Here is a 25,366-nt window from a genome sequence, read left to right as displayed (position 1 = left end):
GAATAGTGGACGGACCGTCTTTGCCGGACCGGCGGGAGGCGATAGTCTGCCCGCCGAAGGATGAGGAGACCCCCATGAGCCACGACAGAGACCTGCTCGAAACCCTGGCCGGCCAGGAGGCCGCCCTGACATTCAAGGCGTTTGACGAGACCGTTGCCTTCGCGATCGGCGAACGGCTGACCCGGCTTGCACGTTCCGGCGAATGCCCGGTCGTCATCAACATCCGCACGCCCGACCGGGTGCTCTTCCATGCCGCCTTGCCGGGCTCGTCGCCCGACAACGACCACTGGGCGCGGCGCAAGAGCAATGTCACGCTGCGCTTCCACAAGTCCTCGATGCGCGTCGGCGAAAACTACCGGCTGAAGGGCCGCGAGATCTGCGCCGAACTCGGCATGGATCCGCTCGACTACGCCAGCCACGGCGGCAGCTTTCCGGTGCGGGTTGACGGCACCGGCGTGGTGGCCGCGATTACGGTGTCGGGCCTCGCCTCCGAGGACGATCACGCCATGATCGTCAAGGTGCTGGAGGACTATCTCGGCGGCGACTGAGATCGCCGCCTCCGCGCGTCCGGTCAGAGCGGAGTGGAGAGGTAGAGGCTGAGCCGGGTGAACCGGCCGTTTTCATGTTCGAAGACGAGCACGCAGGGCAGCGAGAAATCCTTTCCCTCTCCGGCGGCTCCCCCGTCCCGCCCTTCGATCGTGGCGTCGACCGCTCCCCGCGACCCCGACGTCTCGGTCATCACCACACCATTGGCGAACGTGATGCCGTGACGCAGCAGGAAGGCCGACAAGGTATCCCGCAGCGAGGACACGCCGATCACGCGCTGGCCGTCCGGCATGTCGAGCGCCGCATCGTCATCGAAAAGCGCCTCCAGGGCATCGAAGTCCCGCTGGTTGAGCACGTCGATCACCCGTGAGATCTGAACCTCTATCGCCATCCGTCTTCTCCCTGTCTCATTGCCTTATCTCAAGCACTTAGAGCGGCCCGCTTCATCCGGCAATGGCGGCGCGCGCCCTTCGTCACGCCTCCCCGATCGGCAGCAGGACCTGACGTGCAGCCTCCAGGACCGCCCGATTGAGCGAACCGAGCGCGGCGGCGACCGAGCGGCTCCAGTGCCAGTGGAGCGGAACGTCGTAAGGAGCATCAGGGAGAAGCGGCACGAGCCTGCCGTCCGCGATCGCACCCGCGGCCAGATGTTCCGGATTGAGGCCCCAGCCGATGCCGGCAAGAGCCGCATCGACGAAGGCTTGCGAGGAGGGCAGCCAGTGGGTCGGCGGCACGATCCCGTCGCCGACATAGGCAGCACTCCAGCGCGCCTGAAGCGTATCCTTGGCATTGAAGGTGAGCGCCGGCGCAAGCGAGAGTGCCTGCGCCGTGACGCCATCGGGGAACCAGCGGCGCATGAAGGCGGGGCTCGCGGTCGCGATGTAGCGCAGGCGGCCGAGCGGCCGTCCGTCGCACCCCTGCACGGGCTGGGCTGACCCGCTCACCGCGGCGCGAACCTCTCCGCGGCGCAGCCATTCCGCGCTGTGCTCCTGGTCGTCGAGCACGAGGTCGAAAAGCCGGTCTGGGACCGCCGCCATAGCCGGAATGAACCAGGTCGCAAGGCTGTCCGCATTGACGGCGATGCGGATCGTCGGATTGGCGCCCCTTCCCGCCGTCGGCGCGAGATCGTCTCCGAGGGACCGTTCGAGGAGGGCCACTTCCTCGGCGTGGCGCGCAAGCCGCTGCCCCGTCTCCGTCGCGGTGCAAGGCTGGCCTCGCACCACGAGAACCGAACCGACCCGTTCTTCCAGAAGCCTGATCCGTTGAGAGATCGCCGATGGCGTCACGCCGATGGCGCGGGCCGCCTGTTCGAAACTGCCCGTGCGCAGAACCGCGACGAGAGCTTCCAGATGGGCATAGTCGAACACGAATTAGAACTCCTTATGCAGATAAAGAATTTTTAGATTTTCTAATCTCATGCCACCAGCTAGTCAAACGGCGACCGGACCAGGAGACGTCATGCCCATCGCCGCCCCACCATTCACCGCAGCCATTGCCGGCTTTCTGCTCGGCCTCAGCCTGATCGTCGCGATCGGCGCCCAGAACGCCTTCGTCCTGCGCCAGGGACTGCGTCGGCGGCACGTCTTCGCCATCGCACTCACCTGCGCGGTCTCCGACGCCCTGCTGATCGCAGCCGGCGTCGGCGGCCTCGGCCGGGCGATCGGCAACCTGCCCTGGCTGATGCCGATCCTGCGTTATGGCGGCGCGGCCTTCCTATTCTATTATGGTTTCAGGGCACTCCGCGCGGCGATCCGCGGCGGCGAGACGCTGACCACCCACGGCGAGGCGGAGGAAAGCCTCGCGACGGCCCTCGTCACCTGCCTGGCGCTGACATGGCTCAATCCGCACGTCTATCTCGACACCGTCGTCCTTCTCGGCTCCATCTCGACCCAGTATCCCGGCCAAGGCCTCGCCTTCGGCACCGGAGCGGCCACCGCATCCTTCCTCTTCTTCTTCTCGCTCGCCTATGGTGCCCGTCTGCTGCGCCCGCTCTTTGCCCGCCCCGCATCCTGGCGCATCCTCGACGCCCTCATCGCCCTGGTAATGGCTTCGATTGCCACCAATCTCGTGTGGATCGGCTGACGAACAACCACATCCGCCATGGCGTCGGGCACCCGTCAGTGCAATTCTGGCCGCCCGCCCCAGCCGGATGCCGCCGATGTTTCTCACCAATCACGACATGGTCGATCTGATCGACTTCCGCCACGACCTTCACCGGCATCCGGAAATCTCCGGCGAGGAGGAAGAGACGGCCCGCCGTGTCGTCGCTTTCCTCGCGCAGCTGAAGCCGCAGAAGGTGTTGACCGGGCTGGGCGGCCATGGCGTCGCCGCCGTCTTCGAAGGCGCAGAACCCGGACCGACGCTGCTCTTCCGCTCCGAACTGGACGCCCTGCCGATCGAGGAGAAGACGGGCGCGCCCTATGCCTCGACGGTCGCCGGCAAGGGCCATCTTTGCGGCCATGACGGACACTCCACCACCCTCCTCGCCCTCGGGCTCGGCCTGTCGCGCCAGCCGCCTGAGCGCGGCCGCGTCGTCCTGCTTTTCCAGCCGTCCGAGGAAAACGGCGCCGGTGCTGCCGCGGTGATCGCCGATCCTCGTTTCGGCGAGATCACGCCGGATCTCGCCTTCTCGCTCCACAACCTGCCCGGCCTGCCGCTGGGACACGTCGCGCTGAAGGAAGGCCCCGTCAACTGCGCCTCGCGCGGCATGCGCCTGCACCTCACCGGCAAGACCGCCCACGCCTCGCTTCCGGAAACCGGGATTTCGCCGATGTCGGCCATTGCAAGGCTGATGCCGGCGCTGACCGCCCTCTCCCGCAGCGCCCCACCCGCGCTTGATTTCCGACTGGCGACCGTCACCCATGCCTGGCTCGGCGAGGAAGCCTTCGGCATTGCCCCCGGCGACGGCGAGATCTGGGTGACGCTGCGCACGCTCGTCGACGATCACATGGCCGCCCTGTGCGCGGAAGCCGAGAATCTCGCCCGTGCGGCGGCCGCCGAGACCAATCTCGGGCTTGCGATCGGCTATGAGGACATATTCCTGCATTGCGAGAACGCCCCGGAAGCGGTCGATCACCTGGTTCGTGCGCTCGATGCCGAAGGGGCCGTCCACGATGCCGGCACGCTCCCGATGCGCGGCTCGGAAGATTTCGGCCGTTTCCGCGCGATCGCCCCATCGGCGATGTTCTTCCTCGGCTCGGGCGAAAGCCACCCGGCCCTGCACAATCCCGACTATGATTTCCCCGACGAGCTGATCGCCGTCGGCGCCCGGATTTTCATGCGCGTGACGCGCGACATTCTCGGATAGGCCGTCAGGCTCGGATAGGCTGTCAGGATCAGAATTCGGGAAAACCGCGGCGCTTCCATTCGCTTTTCGGCACCGGCCTGCCAACCTCGAAGGCGAAGTTGACAACGCGCGTGACATCCTGGTCGAGCTCGCAGCGGAACCGCAATTCGTACCATTGGCCGTCGGCGCGGAACGCGGCCCGTTGGACGTCGAGCACGGTGCCCTGCTTGAGCTGGAACGACGGCAGGAGTTCGAGCCCGTAGGGCCGCGCCGAATGGCGCAACTGTTCCCTGAGCTCCGTCACGCAAAGCTGGTCGGCGCGCTCCGGACGCGGGATGTCGGCCATCGCCGTCATCGCGGCCTGGTCGCCGGAGAGGTTTTCCGAATAGAGGGTCTTCACCTCCTTCAGCGGGCTCTGCGCCTTGGCGTCGGTCGGTTTCGCCGCCGAAGCTTGGGCAGCCGCGGCAGCCGGCTTTTGCGCCGGCGTCGCTTCGGTCAGCGCGATCGACGTTTCGGCCGGCTTGTCCTTGAGGGCGACGCCGTCTCCGGCCGGACCATTCGCCCCGGTATCGACTTCAGGCAGCGCGATGTCGTCCGGCAGCGGCTGGCCCTCCGGCGCCTTCGTCTCGGCAGTCTCCGGTGCCTCGGTCTTCGCCGCCTCGGTCGTCACGGGCGGGTTGTCGGCCTCAGTCGGCGTCTCGACCGGCGCTTCCGCCGCCTCGCGCGCAGCGTCGCCGCTTCTGTCCTCGCGCGGACCGCTGTTCTTGTCGCCGAATTCGAAGACCGGACTCATGCCGGGCAAGGGCTGCGTCTTCGCCTGCTCCTCGGCGGGCGGCTGCTCCGGTGGACGCTCCTGCGGCGTGGGAACCTTTTCCGGCGGTAGCGGTAGCGGTAGCGGTGGCGGCGGCGGCGGAGGTGGCTCGGCCTTCGCCTCCTCCGCCGGCTTTTCCTCCGGCGGCGGCTCGGGCGGCTTTTCCTCGGGCGGCGGAACGATCTCCACCGCGACGCTCTCTTCCGGTTCCGGCTGTTCGATCGTTTCCGGCAGATTCACGAAGAAGGCGGCAAAGACGACGAGGTGCAGCAGCAGCGAAACCGCAAGCCCCTTGTTCAGCCTCTTCCAGATTTTCGTGAAAATGTCTCGCATGCGGATGAACGGAACCCCGTGACGTCCCGGCTCATGTGGCGCCAAAAGGAGGCCGCATCAAGGGCGAAAACCGATAAACCCGTGCGGCCCCCTCTTTTGTTTCAAGAGCAAAAAGCAGCTGAATAACGACAATTCCCGGAGCATACACCTTCCATTGGCAAGAACAATGTGAGAACGTTCATCGAGTCGATCGAGGACGGTGAACAAGCCAGTCCAGTCATATGCCTTGGAAAAAGAGAATGAAGACAGTCGGACTTTTTGCGGGCATTGGAGGTTTGGAAGCTGGTCTTCAATCGTCCGGCTTGGAGACAAGCCTTCTCTGCGAGATTTGGGGGCCCGCAAAGACCGTTCTCAACGCAAGATTTCCCGACACCGACCTTCATGACGATGTGGAAACGCTGGCATCCCTCCCGGCCGATGCAGAAGTGTTGGTCGCGGGTTTCCCCTGCCAAGACCTCAGCCAAGCAGGACGCACGGCTGGAATCTCGGGCAAACGATCAGGCCTAGTGGGACATGTCTTCCGGCTGCTGGATCGCGACAGAAAAAAGTGGGTCGTTCTTGAAAACGTGCCCTTCATGTTGCAGCTCGACTCGGGCTCCGCCATGCGCACGCTCGTAGAGGAATTTGAAGTACGAGGCTATCGCTGGGCCTATCGGATCGTAAATTCACTTTCGTTTCTGCCCCAACGACGCGAGAGAGTGATCTTTGTTGCAACAAACACAGATACGGATCCCGCCGATATTCTCTTGTCCGATGATGCCGCGCCGGACCTGGGTGTAGAACCGCTCTCGGCAGCGGCTCACGGATTTTATTGGACCGAAGGGATTCGTGGACTTGGCTGGGCTGAGAATGCAATTCCAACGCTGAAGAATGGTTCGACCGTCGGAATCGCCTCCCCTCCCGCAATTCTGCTTCCCAATGGTGCTGTCGTCACGCCGGAGATCCGAGATGCGGAGCGCCTGCAAGGCTTCGATGTGGATTGGACACTGCCGGCCGAGGGCGCAGGCAAGGCATCGCTGCGTTGGTCCTTGGTGGGCAATGCTGTGACGGTTCCGGTGGCAAAGTGGCTCGGCGCCTCGTTGCTCCGACCAGGTCAATATGAGACGGACAGAGACCGATCTTTCGAAGAACTCCGACGGTGGCCTAGAGCTGCCCGGTCTGATGGAAAGAAGCGTCACTGCGTGGACATCGGTTCTTACCCCGTGTGGCAAGAGCGAGAGCCTCTGCATGCGTTTCTCCAATTCCCTGGAAAACCGCTCTCTGCGAGAGCAACGAGAGGCTTTCTATCGCGTGCTGCGCGTGCCAAACTCAGGTTCGCGCCGGGTTTCCTTGATCTTCTCCGAACCCATCTCAGTCATATGGAAACGAAATCGGACACGAATGCGCCCGCTTTCGCAGTTGCGGCTGAATGAGTGTGTAACACGACCGATCGGAAGAGCGCTCAGATGCGGGCAATCCGTCGCGAGGGAACCTCCGCGGAGCTTGTCGTGGGAAGACTTCTGTATGGTCTGGGTCAGCGGTACCGCAAAAACGTGAAGAGCTTGCCTGGCTCACCGGACTTCGCCAACAAATCGCGCAAATGGGCAATATTCGTCAACGGTTGCTTCTGGCATAGACATACCGCCTGCACGCGAGCGACCATTCCGAAGTCCAACCAACAATTCTGGCTCGAGAAGTTCGCGAAGAACCGCAAAAGGGACGCGACCGCAGTCCTGTCGATACGCAGATTGGGATTCTGTGCAATCATCGTGTGGGAGTGCGAGACCGCCGACCAAGAACGTCTCAAGAGACGGCTAGTCGATGTCTTTGAAACGCGTGGCATAGATATGCGCTAAACGCTCGATCATAGCCTCATAATTGAATATATCGCCTGCTTGCGGTGCTGGTTCGCCGGTCACGACTTTGATGGCGGAGCCATCGTTCTTACAGTCGACGACGACAATGGCGAACGCGTCATATCCCACCTCTCCCGGACGACTACGCTTGGGCAACTGACGCAACTTATCGACGGTTATCTGAGCGCTTTTTGGTTGTGCGTGACTGCTCGGCCGGAGGTCGATGTTCGCGCCCTTGTTGCGATCTGGACTCAGATATTCGGTCGACATGTTCACCATCGCAAATCCCGCTGCGATCGCCTGATCGTTCGAGCCGTGCACGGTGGCATGCGACGAGTTCAATTCGTCATACAGACGAGGAAGAGCCTTTTGATGAGCAGTCATGCAGGCCTTCGCCTCGAGCGCCATCAGCACACTCCCGACGGGCGCTCTGCTGAGCAAAGGAAGACTTTCTAGCTGGCCTGCCTCAACTTCATCGAGCAAGATCCCTAAATCGGCCGTCATGGAATTCAGCGACAGCGGCTTGTTCTTCTTCTCCTCCCGACCTGCCGTGCAAAGTACCAGATCAAGATTCTTTTTGCGATCATGGACGAAGTCTCGCATCTCATGATTGATGCCAAAGAATACGGAACCGTTCTCGACATGTCGACGCAACAGGGGACATGTCGTCATCAAGTCGAAAATGATCCCCCAGCAGGCAACCTTCGAATGATGGTCACTTCGCGAATGATATTGCCAGCTTCGACCGAATTCATCGATTCGTGATGGGATGGACAGAGTGCGTGCGAGAATTGCGGGGCCAAACATCATCAGACTACCGAACGAATCGAAGATCTTCGAAGTCTATAGCGAAGTCTCGAAAACACACCAAAAAATAGAGGCGGCCCTTTTGGGGCCGCCTTCATATTTCCCGACCGGACCAAAGCCTCAGCTGTCCAGGAAGCTCCGCAGCTTGCGCGAGCGGCTCGGGTGCTTCAGCTTGCGCAGCGCCTTTGCTTCGATCTGGCGGATACGTTCGCGGGTGACCGAGAACTGCTGGCCGACTTCTTCGAGCGTGTGGTCGGTGTTCATGCCGATGCCGAAGCGCATGCGTAGCACGCGCTCTTCGCGCGGCGTCAGCGAGGCGAGAACGCGGGTCGTCGTCTCGCGCAGGTTCGCCTGGATGGCGGCGTCGATCGGCAGAAGCGCGTTCTTGTCCTCGATGAAATCGCCGAGATGCGAATCTTCTTCGTCGCCTACCGGGGTTTCGAGCGAGATCGGCTCCTTGGCGATCTTCAGGACCTTGCGGACCTTTTCGAGCGGCATCGCGAGCTTCTCGGCCAGTTCTTCCGGCGTCGGCTCGCGGCCGATCTCGTGCAGCATCTGGCGCGAGGTACGGACGATCTTGTTGATCGTCTCGATCATGTGCACCGGAATACGGATCGTGCGGGCCTGGTCGGCGATCGAACGGGTGATCGCCTGCCTGATCCACCAGGTCGCATAGGTCGAGAACTTGTAGCCGCGGCGATACTCGAACTTGTCGACCGCCTTCATCAGGCCGATATTGCCTTCCTGGATGAGGTCGAGGAACTGCAGGCCGCGGTTGGTGTACTTCTTGGCGATCGAGATGACGAGACGCAGGTTCGCCTCGACCATTTCCTTCTTGGCGATGCGCGCTTCGCGCTCGCCCTTCTGCACCATGTGGACGATCCGGCGGAATTCCGAGATCGAAATGCCGGTCTCGGTCGCCAGATTCTGGATCTCGCCGCGGATGTCGCGGATCGTCTGGTTCTCCTCGCGGGCAAAGTCCTTCCAGCCACGGGCCGAAAGGTTGCCGATCGACTTCATCCAGTTCGGGTCGAGTTCTGCGCCCTGATACTGCTCGAGGAACGAATCACGCTTCACGCCGTAGGATTCGGCCAGACGCAGCAGGCGGCCTTCGTTCTGAACGAGGCGCTTGTTGATGTCGTAGAGCTGCTCGACGAGGCTGTCGATGCGGTTCTGGTTGAGCGAAAGCGACTTGACCGCGGTGATCAGCTGGTCCTTGAGCTCCTTATAGCGGCGCTCCTGGCCCGAAGACAGCGTGCCGGTGCAGGCAAGGCGGGCTTCCACCTGCTGGTCCTGCAGCTTTCTGAGCTTCTTGTAGGTGTCGGCGATCGTGTCGAGGGTTTCCATGACCTGCGGCCGGAGTTCGGCTTCCATGGCCGCGAGCGACAGGTTGGATTCGTCCTCGTCTTCTTCCTCTTCCTCCGGCGGAGCACCGTCGCCGCCGACATCGGTGATGTCGTCGTCGCCGGACGGAGCCGGACGGCGCTTGGCGCGTTCCTTTTCCTTCTCTTCCGCCGCTTTGCGGTCGGCCTCGATCTTTTCCGGGCTCTGGAACTGCGGTGCAGCCTTCGCCTCGGGGCCGGAATAGGTGGTTTCGAGATCGATGATCTCGCGCAGCAGCGTGGTGCCTTCGTTGAGTTCGTCACGCCAGATGATCAGCGCCTGGAAGGTCAGCGGGCTCTCGCAGAGGCCGGAGATCATCGTCTCGCGGCCGGCCTCGATACGCTTGGCAATGGCGATTTCGCCTTCGCGCGACAGAAGCTCGACCGAACCCATTTCGCGCAGGTACATGCGCACCGGGTCGTCCGTGCGGTCGGTCGGTTCCTTCTTCTTGGCGGTCGCAAGCTGCGTGCCGGAGGAAGGCGCAAGTTCGCCGCCTTCGCTGTCGCCGTCGCTGTCGTCGTCGCTGTCCTCGGCCGGAGCCGCTTCCTCGGCATCCTCGTCCTCGATGACGTTGATGCCCATGTCGGAGAGCATGGCCATGGTGTCTTCGATCTGCTCGGAGGTCACTTCCTCCGACGGCAGAACCGAATTCAGCTCATCCATGGTGACGTAGCCGCGCTTCTTGGCGGCCTTGATCATCTTTTTGACCGCGTCATCCGAAAGGTCGAGAAGCGGACCGTCGGATGCGCCATCGCGTTCGCTGTCTGCTTCTTCGTTTTCTTTGACTTTGGATGCCATTTAATTCGTCGCTTTCCTGACGTCTGATCTTGTCCGCACGATGCGAAGCGGAGAGCGGCCCCAAGGGCCCCTGCCCGCTATGATGTCAATGACCTAACGGAATGGTGCTTAATTCCCGATTAACCAAGGGCCGCATCGCCGCCGCGCAAAACCCTCGTCTTTCAGAATGACCGGTCATGGTATTAGAGTTTCGCCTGAACGCACTTCACCCTTGTGTGTCTGTACTGGTGATTCCCACAATTTTCCCTGGCGTCAAGCTCTTCCGGCACGATTGCCCGGGAAAATGGGAAAATTCTTAACGCGGATGCCTGTCTGGCCGCTGTTGGCAAATGTAGGAGCGCAACCGCCGGAAACAAGGGGCAATCGCCCACGAGAGCAACCGCCGGCCGACAGGACGCTTTCAGCCGGTGACCGCTTCTGCGACAACGGCAGGCTCGCCCCCCAGCTTTCGCCCGGTCAGGAACCAGACCCGCATCGACCCCTTGCCCTTCACCTCGATCTCGCCACGCAGTTCGAAGTCGAAACGGTCCTCCAGAGCATGCTTCAGGCAATCCGCCACCTGGATGCGACCGGCGACGCCGTGTGATTCCATCCGGGCTGCCGTATTCACCGTGTCGCCCCACACGTCGTAGAGGATCTTGTTGATGCCGATGACGCCCGCCACCACCGGCCCGCTGTCGAGACCGATGCGCACTTCGACGGTCTCCCCGCATTCCTCCGAAATCTTCCGACAGCTGTCGAGGATGTCGAGCGCCATCGCCGCCACGGCCTCCGCATGATCTCTGCGCGGCTCCGGCAGCCCGCCCGCCACCATGTAGGCGTCACCGATGGTCTTGATCTTCTCCAGGCCATGCGCCACCGCCAACTCGTCGAACCGGTGGAACACGCGGCTGAGGAAGGTGACCACCTCGCCGGGCGTCCATTTCGCGGCCCGCGGGGTGAAGTTGACGATATCGGCGAAGAGGATGGTCGCCGCCTCGATGTGATCGGCAAGCAGAACGCTGTCGCGATGCTTGAGGCGGGTGGCGACCGCACGCGGCAGGATGTTTTCCAGCAGCTTTTCCGAGAAGCGGTATTCCCGCTCCAGCGCGACCTCAGCCTGCGTCGCCTCCTGGAAGGCGAAGTAGACAGTCGTGAAGATCAGCAGGAAGACGAAGGGCACGGTAAGATAGAAGAGGATATCGAGGAAGGCCGGATCGACATGGAGAAACCAGGCCGGACCGGTGAAAAGCAGTTCGGTGGTCATGAAGGCACAGAGCGCGACCACGGCCACCAGCGCCGACAAAAGCAGGCGGTCCGAGCCGAAGATCAGCATCGAGGCCGCCGCCCCCGGCAGGAAATAGAAATGCAGTCCGGACTCCCGTCCGAAGAAGAAGCAATAGCCGAGGCCGAAGGTCAGCCATTCGAAGCAGAAGAACACGGCCGCGACCTGTGGACCGAACCGGTGCAGGGCCGGAGTGAGGGCATAGACGATGATCTGCGGCGAAAACGCGATGATCGCCGGCCACAGGGCCTCTTTGTCGTAAAGCGCGTAAAGCAGGATGTACGGCACGGTCATCAGGCTGACCATGATCGAAATGACGTTCGTCACGGCAAGTCGCCGGCGAATATGCGGCGGATAGCCCGAAGTCCCGATTCTCGCCACCCACCAGAGGAACGGCGGCAGACGCCACGGCGATCTCGCCTGGCGGTCGCGCTTCGGCAAAATTTCGATATCCTGCGACGACACGGCTGGTTCCGATGAGCGGTTGGCCTTGCTGAATGGAACATTCGGTGGCCGGCGGCAATCGAAATATTTCGATGAACGCTACGAGCTGTGACCTGTGGCAGCTCCCTTGACGCGCCCCGACATGACGCCGAAGCCGTCGATGATCGCTTCCTGGTTCTCCATCCGCGTGATCTCGAGCTGCACCTGATGAAGCGCGCCGATCAGCTGGCCGATGCGTTCGGCGTCGTCGCTTTCAGTCGCCTCCGCGACCTCCCGCTCGAGCTCGATCCGCTGGCGGCGAAGCGCCTTCGAGCGCTTGTGCAGCGACAGGGCCTGGCGATAGCCTTCGCGCGCATCCTCGGCCGCGGCGATCTCGGTTGCCGTCCAAAGCCGCGCATTGCGGATCTGCTGGTCGAGCGCCTTGATCACGCCGCCATGGCCCTGCTCCTCGAGACGCTGGAGCAGGATCTCGCGGGAAAGCCCGGCCCCGGCGCCGGCGGCGGCGGTCAGAAGCGACGACCAAAGCTTCTGCAGGTCGCGATGCTCGTAGTCGATCGCGGCGATCTCGTCATACTCGTCCTGCAGCAGCTGCGGATGATTGACGACCGTCAGCGCCAGAACGCTTTCGCGCAGCGCCGGCTGGTCCTGGTGACCTTTGACGAGTCCGGAGCGTGCAAGGCGGTCCGAAATCGCACCGCCGCCTCCGGCGGACGGACCGGGCGCGCGCCCGCCGAACCGCCCCTGGCCGGACTGCCCGCCGCGGCCACCGCGGTTGCCGGGCTCGAAGCCGCCGCGGCGTTCGCCGCGACCGCCCTGACTGGGCTGGAAGAAGGCATTCAACCGGTCGCGGACATCCTGCTGGTAGTGCCGGCGCACGTTTTCGTCGGCGATCACGGTGACCACCTGCTTCATCCGCGCCTCGAGTTCGGCGCGCTTCTCCGGCGTGTCGAACGTGCCACCGCCGAGCTCGCGCAGCCACACCATTTCGGCAAGCGGTCGCGCCTCGGACAGCACCTTGTCGAACGGCGCGCGGCCGTCCTGTTTGACGAGGTCGTCCGGATCCTTGCCGTCGGGCAGCATGGCGAAGCGCACCGAACGCCCTGGTTTCAAATGCGGCAGGGCAAGGTCGACCGCCCGGAAGGCGGCGCGCTGACCGGCGCCGTCGCCGTCGAAGCAGAGCACCGGAACGGGCGTGAGCTTCCACATCAGGTCGAGCTGGTTTTCCGTCAACGCCGTGCCGAGCGGTGCGACCGCGTTCTCGACGCCCGCCTGGTGGAGCGCGATCACGTCCATGTAGCCCTCGACGGCAATGATGGTGTCCGCACCTCCGGCGCCCTGGAGCGCGCGCCGCGCCCGGGAAAAGTTGTAGAGCACGCTGCCCTTGTGGAAGAGCTCCGTCTCGTTGGAGTTCAGATACTTGGCCATCGCGTCGGGCGACATAGCGCGCCCGCCGAAGGCGATCACCTTGTCGCGCGACGAAAGAATTGGAAACATGATGCGATCGCGGAAGCGGTCGTAGGAGACGGGGATGTCCGGCCCGTGCACGACGAGGCCGCAGGCCTCGATCTGCTCCTTGGGCACGCCCTTGCCCGCCAGATGTTCCTTGAGCGCATTTCGGCTCTCCGGCGCATATCCGAGACGAAAGGTCTCGATCGTTCGTCCGGTCAGCCCGCGCTCGCGCAGATAGGCCCGCGCCCGCGCACCGTTTGCCGTCTGCAACTGGTCCTGGAAGAACTGCGTCGCCAGTTCCATGACGTCCTGCAGCGTGGTGCGTTCCCGCTCCCGCCGTTCGGCCTGAACGTCCGGCTGCGGCATCGAAACGCCGGCCATGTCGGCAATCTGCTGCACGGCCTCGGGAAAACTCAGGCCCTCGAGATCCGTCAGGAATCGGAAGTGATCGCCGGACACCCCGCAGCCGAAGCAATGGTAGCGCCCCTTGCGATCCTCGCAGTGGAAGCTCGGGCTTTTCTCGCCATGAAAGGGGCAGCAGGCCCAATAGTCGCCCCGCGACGCATTGGTCTTCTTGCGGTCCCACGACACGCGTCGACCGATCACCGCCGAAATCGGCACGCGATCGCGTATCTCGTCGAGAAAGTCGTTGGAAAAGCGCATGTCGGTCCCTGGATTGTCATTTTCATATAGGCAGGCCCGGATCGAAGCGCCACGGATTTCATCGCAAGCACCCGCTATTCACAGCCCGCATCTATGCGGTGCTGCGCCATTTCATCACCGAGCAGAAGCGCTCGAAGGGCTGAAACGCAAAACTCCGCCCGAAGGCGGAGTTTCGACAGTTGATCGGTCTGCGACCGGCCTAGCGAGCCTACTTCAGCAGATCCTTCACCAAGCCGGAGGCCTTGGCGAAGTCGATCTGGCCCGGATAACGCTCCTTGAGCGTATTCATGCACTTGCCCATGTCGCGCAAGCCTTGGGCGCCGGTCTCATTGATCACCGAGGCACATAGCTCGCGCACCTTCTCCTCGGAAAGCTGTTCCGGCATGAAGCTCTTGATGATGACGATTTCCTCGCGCTCCTGCTCGGCAAGCTCCGGCCGGCCGTTGTCGGCATAGATCTTCGCCGACTCCTCGCGCTGCTTGATCATCTTCATCAGGATCTGCATGATTTCGTCGTCGCTGACCGGATCCTTGCCCAGGCCGCGATTGGCGATGTCGCGATCCTTGATCGCAGCCTGGATGAGGCGCACGGTCGAGGTGCGACGGACATCCTTTGCCTTGAGGGATTCCTTCAGAACGTCGGCAAACCTGTCGCGCATCATGTCTCTTTCTCCTCGGAAAAGCCGTTTTCGGGCTCGGTCAATTGTGGCTTTTCCTTGTCATTTCGGGCGAACTAATAACGAGCTCCTGAGTTCCGCGCAAATCAATTAGGCAACCCATTGAAATACATGGAGCTAAATTCCGCGCTTTCCACAGTGGCGAATTGACCTGCGAGATCGATCCGTCTATTTTCCGGCACCTGCACGAAAATTGTCATCAGGGGAAAAGCGCGCAACCTCGCGCGGCCTCGAACTGCGACATAAATGGCCCTACGGCCCCGATCCTTCAAGGGCTCGGCGGCTTACGGCCAAAGAAGGAACGAACATGACCGCGACAGCCCCCTGGACCACCCGCAAGCCGACCGCCCTCCTCGTTCTCGCCGACGGCACGGTAATCGAAGGCCACGGCATCGGCGCGACCGGCAAGGTTCAGGCGGAGGTCTGCTTCAACACCGCACTGACCGGCTACGAGGAAATCCTCACCGACCCCTCCTATCTCGGCCAGATCGTCACCTTCACCTTCCCGCATATCGGCAATGTCGGCACCAACGAGGAAGACATCGAAGACCTGACGCCTGCGGCCCGCCACGGCGCGGTCGGCGTGATCTTCAAGGCGGACATCACCGACCCGTCGAACTATCGCGCCGTGAAGCATCTCGACGCGTGGCTGAAGGCACGCGGCATCATCGGCCTCTGCGGCATCGACACCCGCGCGCTCACCGCCTGGATCCGCGAGCATGGCGCGCCGAACGCCGTCATCGCCCACGACCCGAACGGCGTCTTCGACGTCGATCAGCTGAAGGCAGAAGCCAAGGCCTGGAGCGGCCTCGTCGGCCTCGACCTCGCCAAGGTCGCCTCCTCCGGCCAGTCGTCCCTGTGGGACGAAAAGCCGTGGGTCTGGAACGAAGGCTATTCGACGCTCGGCCCGGCCGACGCGAAGTACCATGTCGTCTGCGTCGATTTCGGCGTGAAGCGCAACATCCTGCGCCTGTTTGCCGGCCTCGACTGCAAGGTGACGGTGGTTCCGGCCAGCACCAGTGCCGAGGACATCCTGGCGCTTTCGCCGGATGGCATTTTCCTGTCGAACGGCCCTGGCGATCCGGCCGCAACCGGTGAATATGCCGTTCCGGTGATCAAGGACCTGATCAAGTCGGACAAGCCGCTGTTCGGCATCTGCCTCGGCCATCAGATGCTCGGTCTCGCGCTCGGCGCGACGACGGAGAAGATGCATCAGGGCCACCACGGCGCCAACCACCCGGTCAAGGACTTCACCACCGGCAAGGTCGAGATCGTCTCCATGAACCACGGCTTCGCGGTCGCCTCGAAGTCGCTGCCGGAAGGTGTTGAGGAGACTCACATTTCGCTGTTCGACGGCACCAATTGCGGTCTGCGCCTCGCCGGCAAGCCGGTCTTCTCGGTCCAGCACCACCCGGAAGCCTCGCCCGGCCCGCAGGACAGCCACTATCTCTTCCGCCGCTTCATCAACATGGTGCGCGAGAACAAGGGTGAGCCGGCGCTGGCAGAGCGCTGATCCGACTCGTACTTCAGGACTTTAAGAACGGCCCGGTCAAACCCGGGCCGTTCGCATTTCGAAGCGGATCCGATGGAAGAACCGCAGGCACAGCATGGCCGCTGCGGCAATCAGTCCGATGAGGAAACCGAGCCAGATGCCGATACCGCCGAAACCGAGCGGAAAGGCGAGCAGCCAGGCCAGCAGGAAGCCGATCGGCCAATAGGCGATCAGCGCCAGAACCATCGGAATGCGTGCATCCTTGAGCCCGCGCAGCAGGCCCGAGGCAATCGCCTGCAGGCCGTCGACCAGTTGGAAGATGCCGGCGATGACCACCAGCGGACCGGCGAAGGCGAGCACCGCCTCGGCATCCGGTGTGTGGGGGTTGATGAAGGCGCTGCTCAGCGTGATCGGCATGAAATAGAAGAGCAGCCCGCCGGTCATCGCGATCAGGCTGGCGATCGCAAGCACCGAGATCGCCGCGCGCATCAGATCCGCGTAATGACCGCGGCCATGGGCCAGGCCGATCCGGACCGTCGCGGCCTGTGAAAGCCCGAGCGGAAACATGAAGGCGATCGAGGCGAGTTGCAACGCGATCCCGTGGGCGGCAAGCTCGATCGTGCCGATCTTGCCCATCAGCAGGGATGCCGCCGCAAACAGGCTCACCTCGGCGAGAACCGTGATTCCGATCGGCAAGCCGAGATGCACGACCTCCCACAACGCGTGCCAGTCCGGCCGCCAGAAACGCACGAACAGCTCGTACCGGCGCGTCTCCTCCCGCGTCTGGATATAGGCCACCATGAACAGGAAGCTCGCCCATTGAACCATCACGGCGACGATCGCGGCACCGGTCATGCCGAGCGCCGGAAACCCGAAGTGACCGAGAACCAACGCATAGGCCAGCACGCCGTTCATCACCAGTACGACCAGCGTTACATAGAGAATGATCCCGGCGCGACCGGTCGCGCTGACCAGAGCGCGCAGCACCGCAAAGAGCAGCGCGGGCAACAGGCCGAACTGGACGATCTGCACATAGTTTGCCGCGAGCCTTGCCACTTCCGGCTTCTGGCCGAGAGCCAGCAGGATCGTCTCGGCATTGTAGAACAGCGGCGCCGTCAGCAGCGTATAGGCGATCGAGACCCAGATCCCCATGCGGATAGAGCGGCGCACCGACACCGCATCCTGACGGCCGTAGGCCTGCGCGACCATCGGCACCACGGCGATCGAAAAACCCGATCCGAAGATGAAGATGGTGAAGAAGAACTGGCCGGCCAGCACCATGGCTGCGAGCGCCTGCGCGCCGAGCTGCCCGACGATCACCACATCCGTCGTGTGGATGCCCAGCTGTGCGAGCTGGGCGCCGATCAGCGGAATCCCGAGCGCGAGCGTGGCGCGGATATGCGAAGCCCAGCTTGCGGCCACCTGCCCTGCCCGATCGTGAGATGCATAAGTAGACATGACGACTATCCGAGACGAAAAAAGCCGCTTCCAGGGAAGACTGGCAAGCGGCGTGCAACCCTGCATAGGAGAATCGTCCGGTGGTCGCAAGGCGGGATCAGCATCAAGAAATAAATATCGTCAAAGCTTCACATTAATTGATGCGCACGCGTTTTATCTTCCCCGGACCGGTCCTGCCGGACAAAATCCACGAAGGCCCTGAGCGGTGCCGGCATCAACCGGCGGCTCGGATAATAGAGAAATGGCCCCGAAAACTCCTGGGTCCAGTCGGCAAGCACCGGCACCAGAGTGCCGCGGTCGAGATCGTCCTTCAGGAAGTCCTCGAATGTGAAGATGATGCCGAGCCCGCTGCGGGCGGCGGCAAGCTCCAGATCGATGGATTCCGCCACGAGACGCGGCGTCGGATGAACTGTGACGGTCTCGCCATCACGCTCGAAGCTCCAGGTGAGGACACGGCCGCTCGAGAAACGATGCAGCACGGCGTCATGGTCCATCAGATCGCGCGGATGGGCGGGAACACCCTTCCGCGCAACATAGGACGGCGCCGCCGCGCCGACATAACGCTGGCGCCGCGGCCCGATCGGGATGGCGATCATGTCCTGATGCAACGCCTCCTCGTAGCGCACGCCGGCATCGTGTCCCTCGGCGAGCACATCGACGAAGGCATCGTTCACCGACACCTCCATGGTGATTTCCGGATAGGCGGCCAGGAACCGGCCCGCGATATCGGGCAGGATGCAGCGGGCGACGATGCCCGGAACGTTGAGGCGCAACCGCCCGACCGGCCGGTCGCGCAGATTGTTGATCGCGTCGATCGCCGTCTCGATCTCAGCAAGGCTCGGCCGCAACCGTTCGAGGAGCCGTTCACCGGCATCGGTCAGCGTGACGCTCCGGGTCGTGCGGTTGAACAGACGGACGCCGAGATGGGTCTCGAGACGGCGCATCGCCTCACTGAGCGAGGAGGCGGAAACCCCACGCAGTTTCCCGGCGGCACGAAAGCTGCGCAGCCGCGCAATCGTCGCAAAGGCGTCGAGGTCGGAAAGTGGCAAGGTCGACATTGTTCGAAAATCCAAACAGCTCGTTTCGTTTAAGGCGGATTATCGCACAAACGCTGACGTCCTAGATAGTCCCCCGAGGCGAGTGGCTCGCCGCAATGTCTGAAAGGAGACGACAATGCAGACTGTGAAGCTCGGAAAGACCGGCCCCTCCGTTTCCCGTTTCGGCCTCGGCTGCATGGGCATGTCCGGCATGTACGGCGAGAGCGACCGCGCGGAGGGTATCGCCACGATCCACGCAGCGCTCGACGCGGGCGTGACGCTGCTCGACACCGGCGATTTCTACGGCATGGGACATAATGAAATGCTGATCGCCGAAGCCCTGAAAGGACGCCGCCGCGAAGACGTCCAGCTGAGCGTGAAGTTCGGCGCCCAGCGCGACCCCTCGGCCGGCTGGATCGGCTTCGATGCCCGGCCCGCCGCCGTGAAGACGGCGCTTGCCTATTCGCTGCAGCGGCTTGGCACCGATTACATCGACATCTACCGGCCCGCCCGCCTTGATCCCAACGTGCCCATCGAGGAGACGATCGGCGCGATCGTCGACATGGTGAAGGCCGGCTATGTCCGCCATATCGGGCTGTCCGAAGTCGGGCCGGAGACGATTCGCCGGGCCGCGGCGGTCCACCCGATCGTCGATCTGCAGATCGAATATTCCCTCGTTTCGCGCGGGATCGAGGAAAAGATCCTGCCCGTCACCCGCGAACTCGGCATCGGCATCACCGCCTATGGCGTCCTCTCCCGTGGCCTCATCTCCGGCCACTGGCAGAGCGGCAAGGCCGGCGCCGGCGACTTCCGCGGCCATGCGCCCCGCTTCCAGGGAGACAACGAGGCCCGCAACCTTGCCCTTGCAGCCGCCCTCGGCAGGGTCGCAAGCGCCAGAGGCTTGACGACGGCACAAGCTGCGATCGCCTGGGTCGCGGCCCAGGGCGAGGATATCGTACCGGTGATCGGTGCACGCCGCCGCGACCGGCTGGCGGAATCGCTTAAAGCCATGGAAGCCAAGCTCTCCGCCGAAGACCTCGCCGAGATCGAGGCGGCAGTGCCAAAGGGAGCGGCGGCCGGTACGCGTTACGCCGAGGCCCAGATGGCCCACCTCGACAGTGAAAAGTGACGCGGATACGCAAAAGGCCCGGCGCATTGCCCGGGCCTTTCCAATTCTACCGAGGATGAACCCAGAGGGCCGGGCCGCTCAGATTGCCCCGGAAAAAGTATCGCAGGATGAGAACTTTCCACTGTCGAAGCCACGCTTGAACCACTTGGCGCGCTGCGCCGACGTACCGTGGTTGAAGCTGTCGGGCACCACATAGCCCTGACTGCGCTTCTGCAGCGTGTCGTCGCCGATCTGGTGCGCTGCGTTCAGCGCTTCTTCTAGGTCGCCGGCTTCCAGAAGCCCCTTCTGCTCGGTGTACTTGCCCCAGATGCCGGCAAAGCAGTCGGCCTGCAGCTCGACGCGAACCGACATCTGGTTGGCCTCGGCCTCGCTCATCGACTGGCGCATCTGGTTGAACTTGGGCAGCACGCCGGTCAGGTTCTGAACGTGGTGGCCGACCTCGTGCGCGATCACATAGGCTTCGGCGAAATCGCCCGACGCTCCGAACTGCTGGTCCAGCTGCTGGAAGAAGTCGGTGTCGAGATAGACCTTGCGGTCACCCGGGCAATAGAACGGTCCGCTCGCCGAACTCGCCATGCCGCAGGCGGAACTGACCTGACCGGAGAAGAGCACGAGCGTCGGCTCCTCGTAGGTCTCGCCTTCCGCCTGGAAGATGCCGTTCCAGGTGTCCTCCGTCTCGGCGAGCACGGTCCGCACGAAGGCGGTCATCTCGTCGGCAGCGGGCGACGACGGGCGCGTGCCTGTCGATTGCTCGTAGCCCGACTGCTGCTGCATCTGGCCTTCGCCGAGCAGCTGGAGCATGTCGATGCCCATCATCTTCAGCACGAAGTAGACGACGACGAGAAAGATGATCGTCCCGATGCTCAGCCCGCCGCCACGACGACCGCTGCCCATCGGGATCTGGATGCCGGAACGTCCGAACGGGTTGCGGCCCATGCCGCCCGGCCCTGCCGATGTCCCGCGACGGTCCTCGATGTTGTCCGACTGACGCCGACCCTTCCATTCCATGATGCACTTCCTCTCCGTCGCGTATGTTCGCCCGTCAACACCTTATAAGGCAAAGCGTTCCCGTCGGCCACGCAAATAAGGAAAGGCTGAAGGCCGTCAACTCGATGCGTAACTGTAGGCACCGCCCCGGGCAAGGGCACGCTGATAGGCGGGCCGGGCGCGAATGGCGTTCAGAAAGCGCCGGATCCCGGCATCAGAGCCGGCTTCCCCCGCCTGCGCTCCCGACAGTGCCGCCTCGACGGGAAAGCTCATGGCGATGTCAGCGGCGGAAAATGCCGGCCCGGCAAAATACCCGCCGGAGGCAAGCGTCGTCTCCCACAATGCCACATGATCCTTGAGCTGTGGGTCGATGAAGCGTTTTGCCGCAGCAGCAGAAATGAGGCTCGCGAAAGGCCTGATGAGAAACGGCACCTGGCCGGGCAGCTTGGAAAACACCACCTTCATCACCAGCAGGGGCATGGCCGATCCTTCTGCGTAGTGAAGGAAGTATGTATATCTCCGCCGTGCCTCGGTGCCGGCCTCCGGCCGCAGGAAGTCCCCGCCATAGGTATCGAGAAGATATTCGATGATCGCGCCACTCTCGGCGATCACCGTGTCATCGTCGACGATAACCGGTGACTTGCCGAGCGGATGGATCGCCTTGAGGCTTTTTGGGGCGCGCATGTCCGCTCCCCGGCGGTATTCCACCACCTCGTAGGAAAGGCCGAGCTCCTCCAGAAGCCAAAGGATGCGATGGGCGCGGGAATTTTCGAGATAATGAACGACGATCATGCGGCAAATCCGGATTGGCAAGGAACGACCCGTCCGATTGGCGAGCCGCTTGCCGATACGCATGACGCCTGCTTCAGGTTCACCGCCTCAGGAAATAACGGGACGTTTCTGCCTCCACGGCCTTGCCTGCTCCAGTTCCCCCGCGAGGTTGAACAGGATCTCCTCGTCGGCAAACCGCCCGACGAAATGCATGCCGATCGGCAGCCCCTCCGGCGACCAGCCGAGCGGCACCGACATCGCCGGCTGCCCGGTGACGTTGAAGACTGGCGTCCACGGGATGAACTCGAAGGTTTGCGCCGCGAGCTGGTCGGCGATGCCGAGTTTCTTCAGGAGCGAGCCACCGCGGATACGCCCCATGAAGCGGATCAACGTCTTTTCAATCGGCTTCGGCTGAAGGGCCCCGATCTTCACGGGCAGGCTGGAGAGCACCGGGGTCATCAGCACGTCATGCGCCTCGAAGAAGCCGAGGATCGCACGGGCCGAGAGCTTCAGGTAACGAAGCGCGGCGGCGAGTTCGGCCGCCGAGAAGGCCTGACCCAACAGTCCGAGACCGAAGGACGAGGCATCGAAGTCCTCCGGCCGCACCTTGTGGCCGGTGACCTGCGCCGTATAGTCGATGTCGGCCCGCAATTCGGCGGCCAGAACTGTCAGGAAGGCAAGAGCGAACCTCTCGCGCTCGACGGCAGGTGCCGCCTCGACCACCTCATGGCCGAGGTCGGTGAGCAGTCGGACGCTGTCGGCAAAGGCCTGCCGTACCTCGGGCGCGACGGTCTTGCCGAGCATGGGCTCACAGGAAACGGCAATCCTCAACCGGCGCGGAGCCCGCCCGGACGCTTCGAGCCAGGATCCGGAGAAGACCGGCAGCGGATGCGGATTGCCGATATCCGGGCCATGGGTCGCATCGAGGATGGCCGCGGAATCGCGAACGGAGCGGGTCAGCACATGCTCGCCGGCGAATCCGGACCACGCCTCGCCGATGAACGGCCCGACCGGAGTGCGGCCACGCGTCGGCTTCATGCCGAACAGGCCGCAGGCCGAGGCGGGAATGCGGATCGAGCCCCCGCCGTCTCCTCCAGAGGCGAGCGGCACCATGCCGGAGGCGACCGCGGCCGCCGAGCCACCGGACGATCCGCCCGGTGTCAGGCTCAGGTCCCACGGATTGCGGGTCGGGCCGAACGCATCCGGTTCCGTATAGGGCGTCAGACCGAATTCCGGCGTATTGGTCTTGCCAACGACGATGAGCCCGGCCCGCTTCCAGCGCTTCACCAGTTCGCTGTCGCCCTTGGCCGGGATATTGGCCCACAGCCGGTTGCCCTGCGACGTCGGAACACCGTCGACCTGGGACAGCAGGTCCTTGAGCAGAAAAGGCACGCCGGCAAACGGCCCCTCCCCGAGCGGTTCCGCAGCGGCGCGCCGCGCGTCGTCGAACATCGGCCGGATCACGGCGTTGAGTTGCGGGTTGAGCCTTTCGATTGCGGCGATGGCCGTTTCCACCAGTTCGGCTGCACTGACTTCGCCACGGCGCACAAAGTCGGCCAGTCCAAGTCCATCCTGCTCAAAATAGGAAGAATACATCGCAATTCCTTGTCCAGGGATTTGAATATTCAATCATCACGGCGCACATCTCGCCAAAACGCGAAGTAATACTGTCTCGCGGCACATTGGAACACCGCATTTAAACACCTGCTTAACCACCCAAAGGATAAGATTCCCGCGTATTGCATACCACGCCGCCGCTGCGTGGTCGCGTCCGCATTCGGCGGATGCGGGCGTTTCCCGGGAGGAGGACACATGCTTTTCAAATCGGCCACCGGCCGCAATATCTTTTCGACGGTTGCGCTTGGCGTCGTGACCACGATCGGCGTGGCAGCAACGCTGGCCACGATTTCCTATGAGAACATTCGCACCGCCAGCCTCAACGAGATGCGCGCGGCAGCCACGGAGGCGGCGGCAGAGATCGAAGCCAGCCTCGGCGACGGCCATCAGATGGTCGAGGGCGTGAAGATGTCGATCGTGTCGCTCCGCCAGTCGGGCTCGGCGACGCGCGAAAACGTCATCGCCCTGATGAACACCACGCTTGCGGGTTACCCCAGTGCGATTGGCCTTTCGACCGGCTGGGAACCGAATACTTTTGACGGCAAGGACGCCGAATACGTGGGCAAGCCGACCCATGACGGAACAGGCCGCTTCGTTCCTTATTCTTTCCGCGCAGGTGACGAGATCAAGAACGAGGTCCTCGTCGACTACGACAAGCCCGGGGCCGGCGATTACTATCAGATCCCCGTCAAGACCGGCAAACCGGTCCTGATGGAACCCTATGTCTATCCGGTCAACGGCAAGGACGTGCTGATGACCACCCTTTCGGTGCCGGTGAAGGAAGGCGACAAGACCGTCGCCTATGTCGGCGCCGATATCGACCTCGACAAGTCCGCCGCCGACCTCGCCGCCAAACATCCCCTCGGCACCGGATACATCGCCCTCCTGTCGTCGGCCAATGCCTTTGTCAGCCATCCCGACAAGGCCGTCATGGGCAAGGCTCTGAAGGACAGCGGTGTCGACGCGAGCGCCTGGGAGGCCGCGCTGAAGGCGCCCGGCACCGCGCAGACGATCATCGAGCCGAACGGCGAGGAAAACCTTGCCGTCGCGATCCCGATCGAACCCTTCGAAGGCGCCGTCTGGAATGTCGTGGTCTCCGTACCGCGCGCCACCGTCTTCGCCGCCGTCAGCCAGGTCGTGTGGAACTCGGCCGTGGTCATCGGCTTTGCCACGCTTCTGCTGGTGCTCGCCGGCTGGCTGCTCGCCCGCCGCTTCATCGGCCGTATCAGCCGGGTCATCGGCCAGACGACACAGATTGCCAACGGCAGTCTCGACGTCGAACTGACGGATCGCGAGAAGACCGACGAACTCGGCGATCTCTCCCGTTCGCTTCAGGTGCTTCTCGAAAGCAACCGCCGCAAGGTCGAGCTCGAGCATGAAGCCGAAGCCCATCGCGTACACGAAGAGCACGAACGGACCGAGCGTTCCAAGGGCCACGCCGCCCGCGAGGAGGAAATCCGCTTCGTGGTCTCCGAACTGGGCGCCGGTCTCGCGCGCCTCTCCGACGGCGACATGACGGTTCGCCTCGAGCGCCCGTTCAGCGCTGCACTCGACTCGATCCGTTCGAACTTCAACGAATCGATCGAGAAGCTCCAGGCCGCAATGCTCTCCTTCCGCGAGAACGCTTCGACCATCGAGAACGGCTCGAACGAGATCCGCTCCGCCGCCGACGACCTGGCGCGCCGGACCGAGCAGCAGGCGGCATCCGTCGAGGAAACCGCGGCTGCCCTTGCGGAGATCACCCGTTCCGTCAAGGAATCGACCCAGCGCGCCGAGGAAGCCGGGGTGCAGGTCAGCCGAACGAAGGAAGGCGCCGAGCGCTCGGGCGAGGTCGTCCGCACCGCGGTCGACGCGATGAGCGCCATCGAACAGTCGTCGCAATCGATCTCCAACATCATCGGCGTCATCGACGAGATCGCCTTCCAGACCAACCTGCTGGCTCTCAACGCCGGGGTCGAGGCTGCCCGTGCCGGTGAAGCCGGCAAGGGCTTTGCCGTCGTCGCCCAGGAGGTCCGTGAGCTTGCCCAGCGCTCTGCCAATGCGGCGAAGGAGATCAAGGCCCTGATCACCGCCTCAGGGGACCAGGTCAAGCACGGCGTCCAGCTTGTCGGCCAGACCGGCGACGCCCTGCAGTCGATCGTCGCGGAGGTAAAGCTGATCAACACCAACGTGCAGGCGATCGTGCTGGCCGCCCGCGATCAGTCGACGGGCCTCAGCGAGATCAACTCCGCGGTCAACGTCATGGACCAGGGAACCCAGAAGAACGCCGCGATGGTCGAGGAGACAAATGCCGCCTCGCACACCCTGGTGTCGGAAGTCTCCGCGCTGTCGGCCCGCCTCGCCCAGTTCAACCTCGGCCACGGCCATGCCGCCGCCGCGCGCCCCACACTCTCGGCGGTCGCATCGGCTCCGTCTCGCCCGGCAGTGGCGGTGGTGGCCAAGGCAGCTCCTGTCGCCTCGCCTGCCCGTGCACTCGGCACCCGCCTTGCGGCGGCGATCGGCGCGAAGCCGGCCCCTGCGACCAGCGATTGGGAAGAGTTCTGATCGGAACCGACGCTCCGCGTCATACATTGGAATGGC

Annotated in this window: 21 protein-coding genes; 8 read left to right on the top strand and 13 right to left on the bottom strand. The window is 63.4% G+C overall.

Annotated elements, in window-relative coordinates:
* Positions 1-74 precede the first annotated feature (74 nt).
* The gene (locus HHL25_RS02850) at positions 75-548 is read left to right on the top strand and encodes a heme-degrading domain-containing protein (protein ID WP_169587071.1); all 474 of its coding nucleotides are present in this window, start codon (positions 75-77) and stop codon (positions 546-548) included.
* A 23-nt stretch (positions 549-571) separates the two neighbouring features.
* Here HHL25_RS02850 and HHL25_RS02845 read toward each other — a convergent pair whose 3' ends face one another.
* Positions 572-937 (bottom strand): nuclear transport factor 2 family protein, encoded by a 366-nt coding sequence (locus HHL25_RS02845; RefSeq protein ID WP_169587069.1) that lies wholly within the window; start codon positions 935-937, stop codon positions 572-574.
* 82 nt (positions 938-1,019) lie between these two features.
* A complete protein-coding gene (locus HHL25_RS02840) occupies positions 1,020-1,913 on the bottom strand; it encodes a LysR family transcriptional regulator ArgP (RefSeq protein WP_169587067.1) in 894 nt (297 codons plus the stop codon).
* A gap of 91 nt (positions 1,914-2,004) precedes the next feature.
* Here HHL25_RS02840 and HHL25_RS02835 point away from each other — a divergent pair, with 91 nt between their 5' ends.
* A complete protein-coding gene (locus HHL25_RS02835) occupies positions 2,005-2,628 on the top strand; it encodes a LysE/ArgO family amino acid transporter (RefSeq protein ID WP_169587065.1) in 624 nt (207 codons plus the stop codon).
* Positions 2,629-2,704: 76 nt separating this feature from the next.
* Positions 2,705-3,853, top strand: coding sequence for an amidohydrolase (locus tag HHL25_RS02830; RefSeq protein WP_169587063.1), 1,149 nt, complete (start codon positions 2,705-2,707; stop codon positions 3,851-3,853).
* A 28-nt stretch (positions 3,854-3,881) separates the two neighbouring features.
* Here the strand turns inward: HHL25_RS02830 and HHL25_RS02825 are convergent, their stop codons facing one another.
* Positions 3,882-4,976, bottom strand: coding sequence for a DUF930 domain-containing protein (locus HHL25_RS02825; RefSeq protein WP_169587061.1), 1,095 nt, complete (start codon positions 4,974-4,976; stop codon positions 3,882-3,884).
* Between the two features lie 239 nt (positions 4,977-5,215).
* Here HHL25_RS02825 and HHL25_RS02820 point away from each other — a divergent pair, with 239 nt between their 5' ends.
* Complete coding sequence (locus tag HHL25_RS02820; RefSeq protein WP_169587059.1) at positions 5,216-6,388, top strand: DNA cytosine methyltransferase; 1,173 nt, start codon at positions 5,216-5,218, stop codon at positions 6,386-6,388.
* On the top strand, positions 6,389-6,811 hold the full coding sequence (locus tag HHL25_RS02815) for a very short patch repair endonuclease (protein ID WP_315853014.1): 423 nt from the start codon (positions 6,389-6,391) through the stop codon (positions 6,809-6,811).
* On the opposite strand, the gene HHL25_RS02810 is transcribed toward HHL25_RS02815, so the two are convergent.
* The 5 genes from HHL25_RS02810 to HHL25_RS02790 all read right to left on the bottom strand — a co-directional run bounded on the left by HHL25_RS02810 (position 6,770) and on the right by HHL25_RS02790 (position 14,277).
* Positions 6,770-7,621 (bottom strand): hypothetical protein, encoded by an 852-nt coding sequence (locus HHL25_RS02810; protein ID WP_169587055.1) that lies wholly within the window; start codon positions 7,619-7,621, stop codon positions 6,770-6,772. The two genes, HHL25_RS02815 and HHL25_RS02810, sit on opposite strands and share 42 nt — an antisense overlap.
* Positions 7,622-7,738: 117 nt before the next feature.
* The gene (gene rpoD / locus HHL25_RS02805) at positions 7,739-9,799 is read right to left on the bottom strand and encodes an RNA polymerase sigma factor RpoD (protein WP_169587053.1); all 2,061 of its coding nucleotides are present in this window, start codon (positions 9,797-9,799) and stop codon (positions 7,739-7,741) included.
* Between the two features lie 400 nt (positions 9,800-10,199).
* Entirely contained in the window at positions 10,200-11,528 is a 1,329-nt protein-coding gene (locus HHL25_RS02800; protein ID WP_169587051.1) for an adenylate/guanylate cyclase domain-containing protein, read from the bottom strand.
* 78 nt (positions 11,529-11,606) lie between these two features.
* Entirely contained in the window at positions 11,607-13,619 is a 2,013-nt protein-coding gene (gene dnaG / locus HHL25_RS02795; protein ID WP_169587050.1) for a DNA primase, read from the bottom strand.
* A gap of 208 nt (positions 13,620-13,827) precedes the next feature.
* A complete protein-coding gene (locus HHL25_RS02790) occupies positions 13,828-14,277 on the bottom strand; it encodes a GatB/YqeY domain-containing protein (RefSeq protein ID WP_205927770.1) in 450 nt (149 codons plus the stop codon).
* A gap of 325 nt (positions 14,278-14,602) precedes the next feature.
* Here HHL25_RS02790 and carA point away from each other — a divergent pair, with 325 nt between their 5' ends.
* Entirely contained in the window at positions 14,603-15,808 is a 1,206-nt protein-coding gene (gene carA / locus HHL25_RS02785) for a glutamine-hydrolyzing carbamoyl-phosphate synthase small subunit (RefSeq protein ID WP_169587046.1), read from the top strand.
* A 36-nt stretch (positions 15,809-15,844) separates the two neighbouring features.
* Here carA and HHL25_RS02780 read toward each other — a convergent pair whose 3' ends face one another.
* Positions 15,845-17,245, bottom strand: a complete 1,401-nt coding sequence (locus HHL25_RS02780) for an MATE family efflux transporter (protein WP_169587044.1) — start codon at positions 17,243-17,245, stop codon at positions 15,845-15,847.
* A 128-nt stretch (positions 17,246-17,373) separates the two neighbouring features.
* A complete protein-coding gene (locus HHL25_RS02775; RefSeq protein WP_169587042.1) occupies positions 17,374-18,303 on the bottom strand; it encodes a LysR family transcriptional regulator in 930 nt (309 codons plus the stop codon).
* A 115-nt stretch (positions 18,304-18,418) separates the two neighbouring features.
* Between HHL25_RS02775 and HHL25_RS02770 the strand changes: the two genes are divergently transcribed.
* Positions 18,419-19,411, top strand: coding sequence for an aldo/keto reductase (locus HHL25_RS02770; RefSeq protein ID WP_169587040.1), 993 nt, complete (start codon positions 18,419-18,421; stop codon positions 19,409-19,411).
* Positions 19,412-19,489: 78 nt separating this feature from the next.
* Here the strand turns inward: HHL25_RS02770 and ypfJ are convergent, their stop codons facing one another.
* The 3 genes from ypfJ to HHL25_RS02755 all read right to left on the bottom strand — a co-directional run bounded on the left by ypfJ (position 19,490) and on the right by HHL25_RS02755 (position 22,765).
* On the bottom strand, positions 19,490-20,419 hold the full coding sequence (ypfJ, locus tag HHL25_RS02765; protein ID WP_169587038.1) for a KPN_02809 family neutral zinc metallopeptidase: 930 nt from the start codon (positions 20,417-20,419) through the stop codon (positions 19,490-19,492).
* A 96-nt stretch (positions 20,420-20,515) separates the two neighbouring features.
* Positions 20,516-21,190, bottom strand: a complete 675-nt coding sequence (locus tag HHL25_RS02760; RefSeq protein WP_169587036.1) for a glutathione S-transferase family protein — start codon at positions 21,188-21,190, stop codon at positions 20,516-20,518.
* A gap of 87 nt (positions 21,191-21,277) precedes the next feature.
* Complete coding sequence (locus tag HHL25_RS02755) at positions 21,278-22,765, bottom strand: amidase (RefSeq protein ID WP_169587034.1); 1,488 nt, start codon at positions 22,763-22,765, stop codon at positions 21,278-21,280.
* A 216-nt stretch (positions 22,766-22,981) separates the two neighbouring features.
* Between HHL25_RS02755 and HHL25_RS02750 the strand changes: the two genes are divergently transcribed.
* Positions 22,982-25,330 (top strand): methyl-accepting chemotaxis protein, encoded by a 2,349-nt coding sequence (locus HHL25_RS02750; protein ID WP_169587032.1) that lies wholly within the window; start codon positions 22,982-22,984, stop codon positions 25,328-25,330.
* The last annotated feature ends 36 nt before the right edge of the window (positions 25,331-25,366 follow it).

It is taken from the genome of Rhizobium terricola (assembly GCF_012927355.1).
In the GTDB taxonomy this organism is placed as follows: Bacteria; Pseudomonadota; Alphaproteobacteria; order Rhizobiales; family Rhizobiaceae; genus Allorhizobium; species Allorhizobium terricola.
The sequence above is the reverse complement of the archived record's forward strand: the minus strand, read 5'-3'. Positions and strand labels throughout refer to the sequence as shown.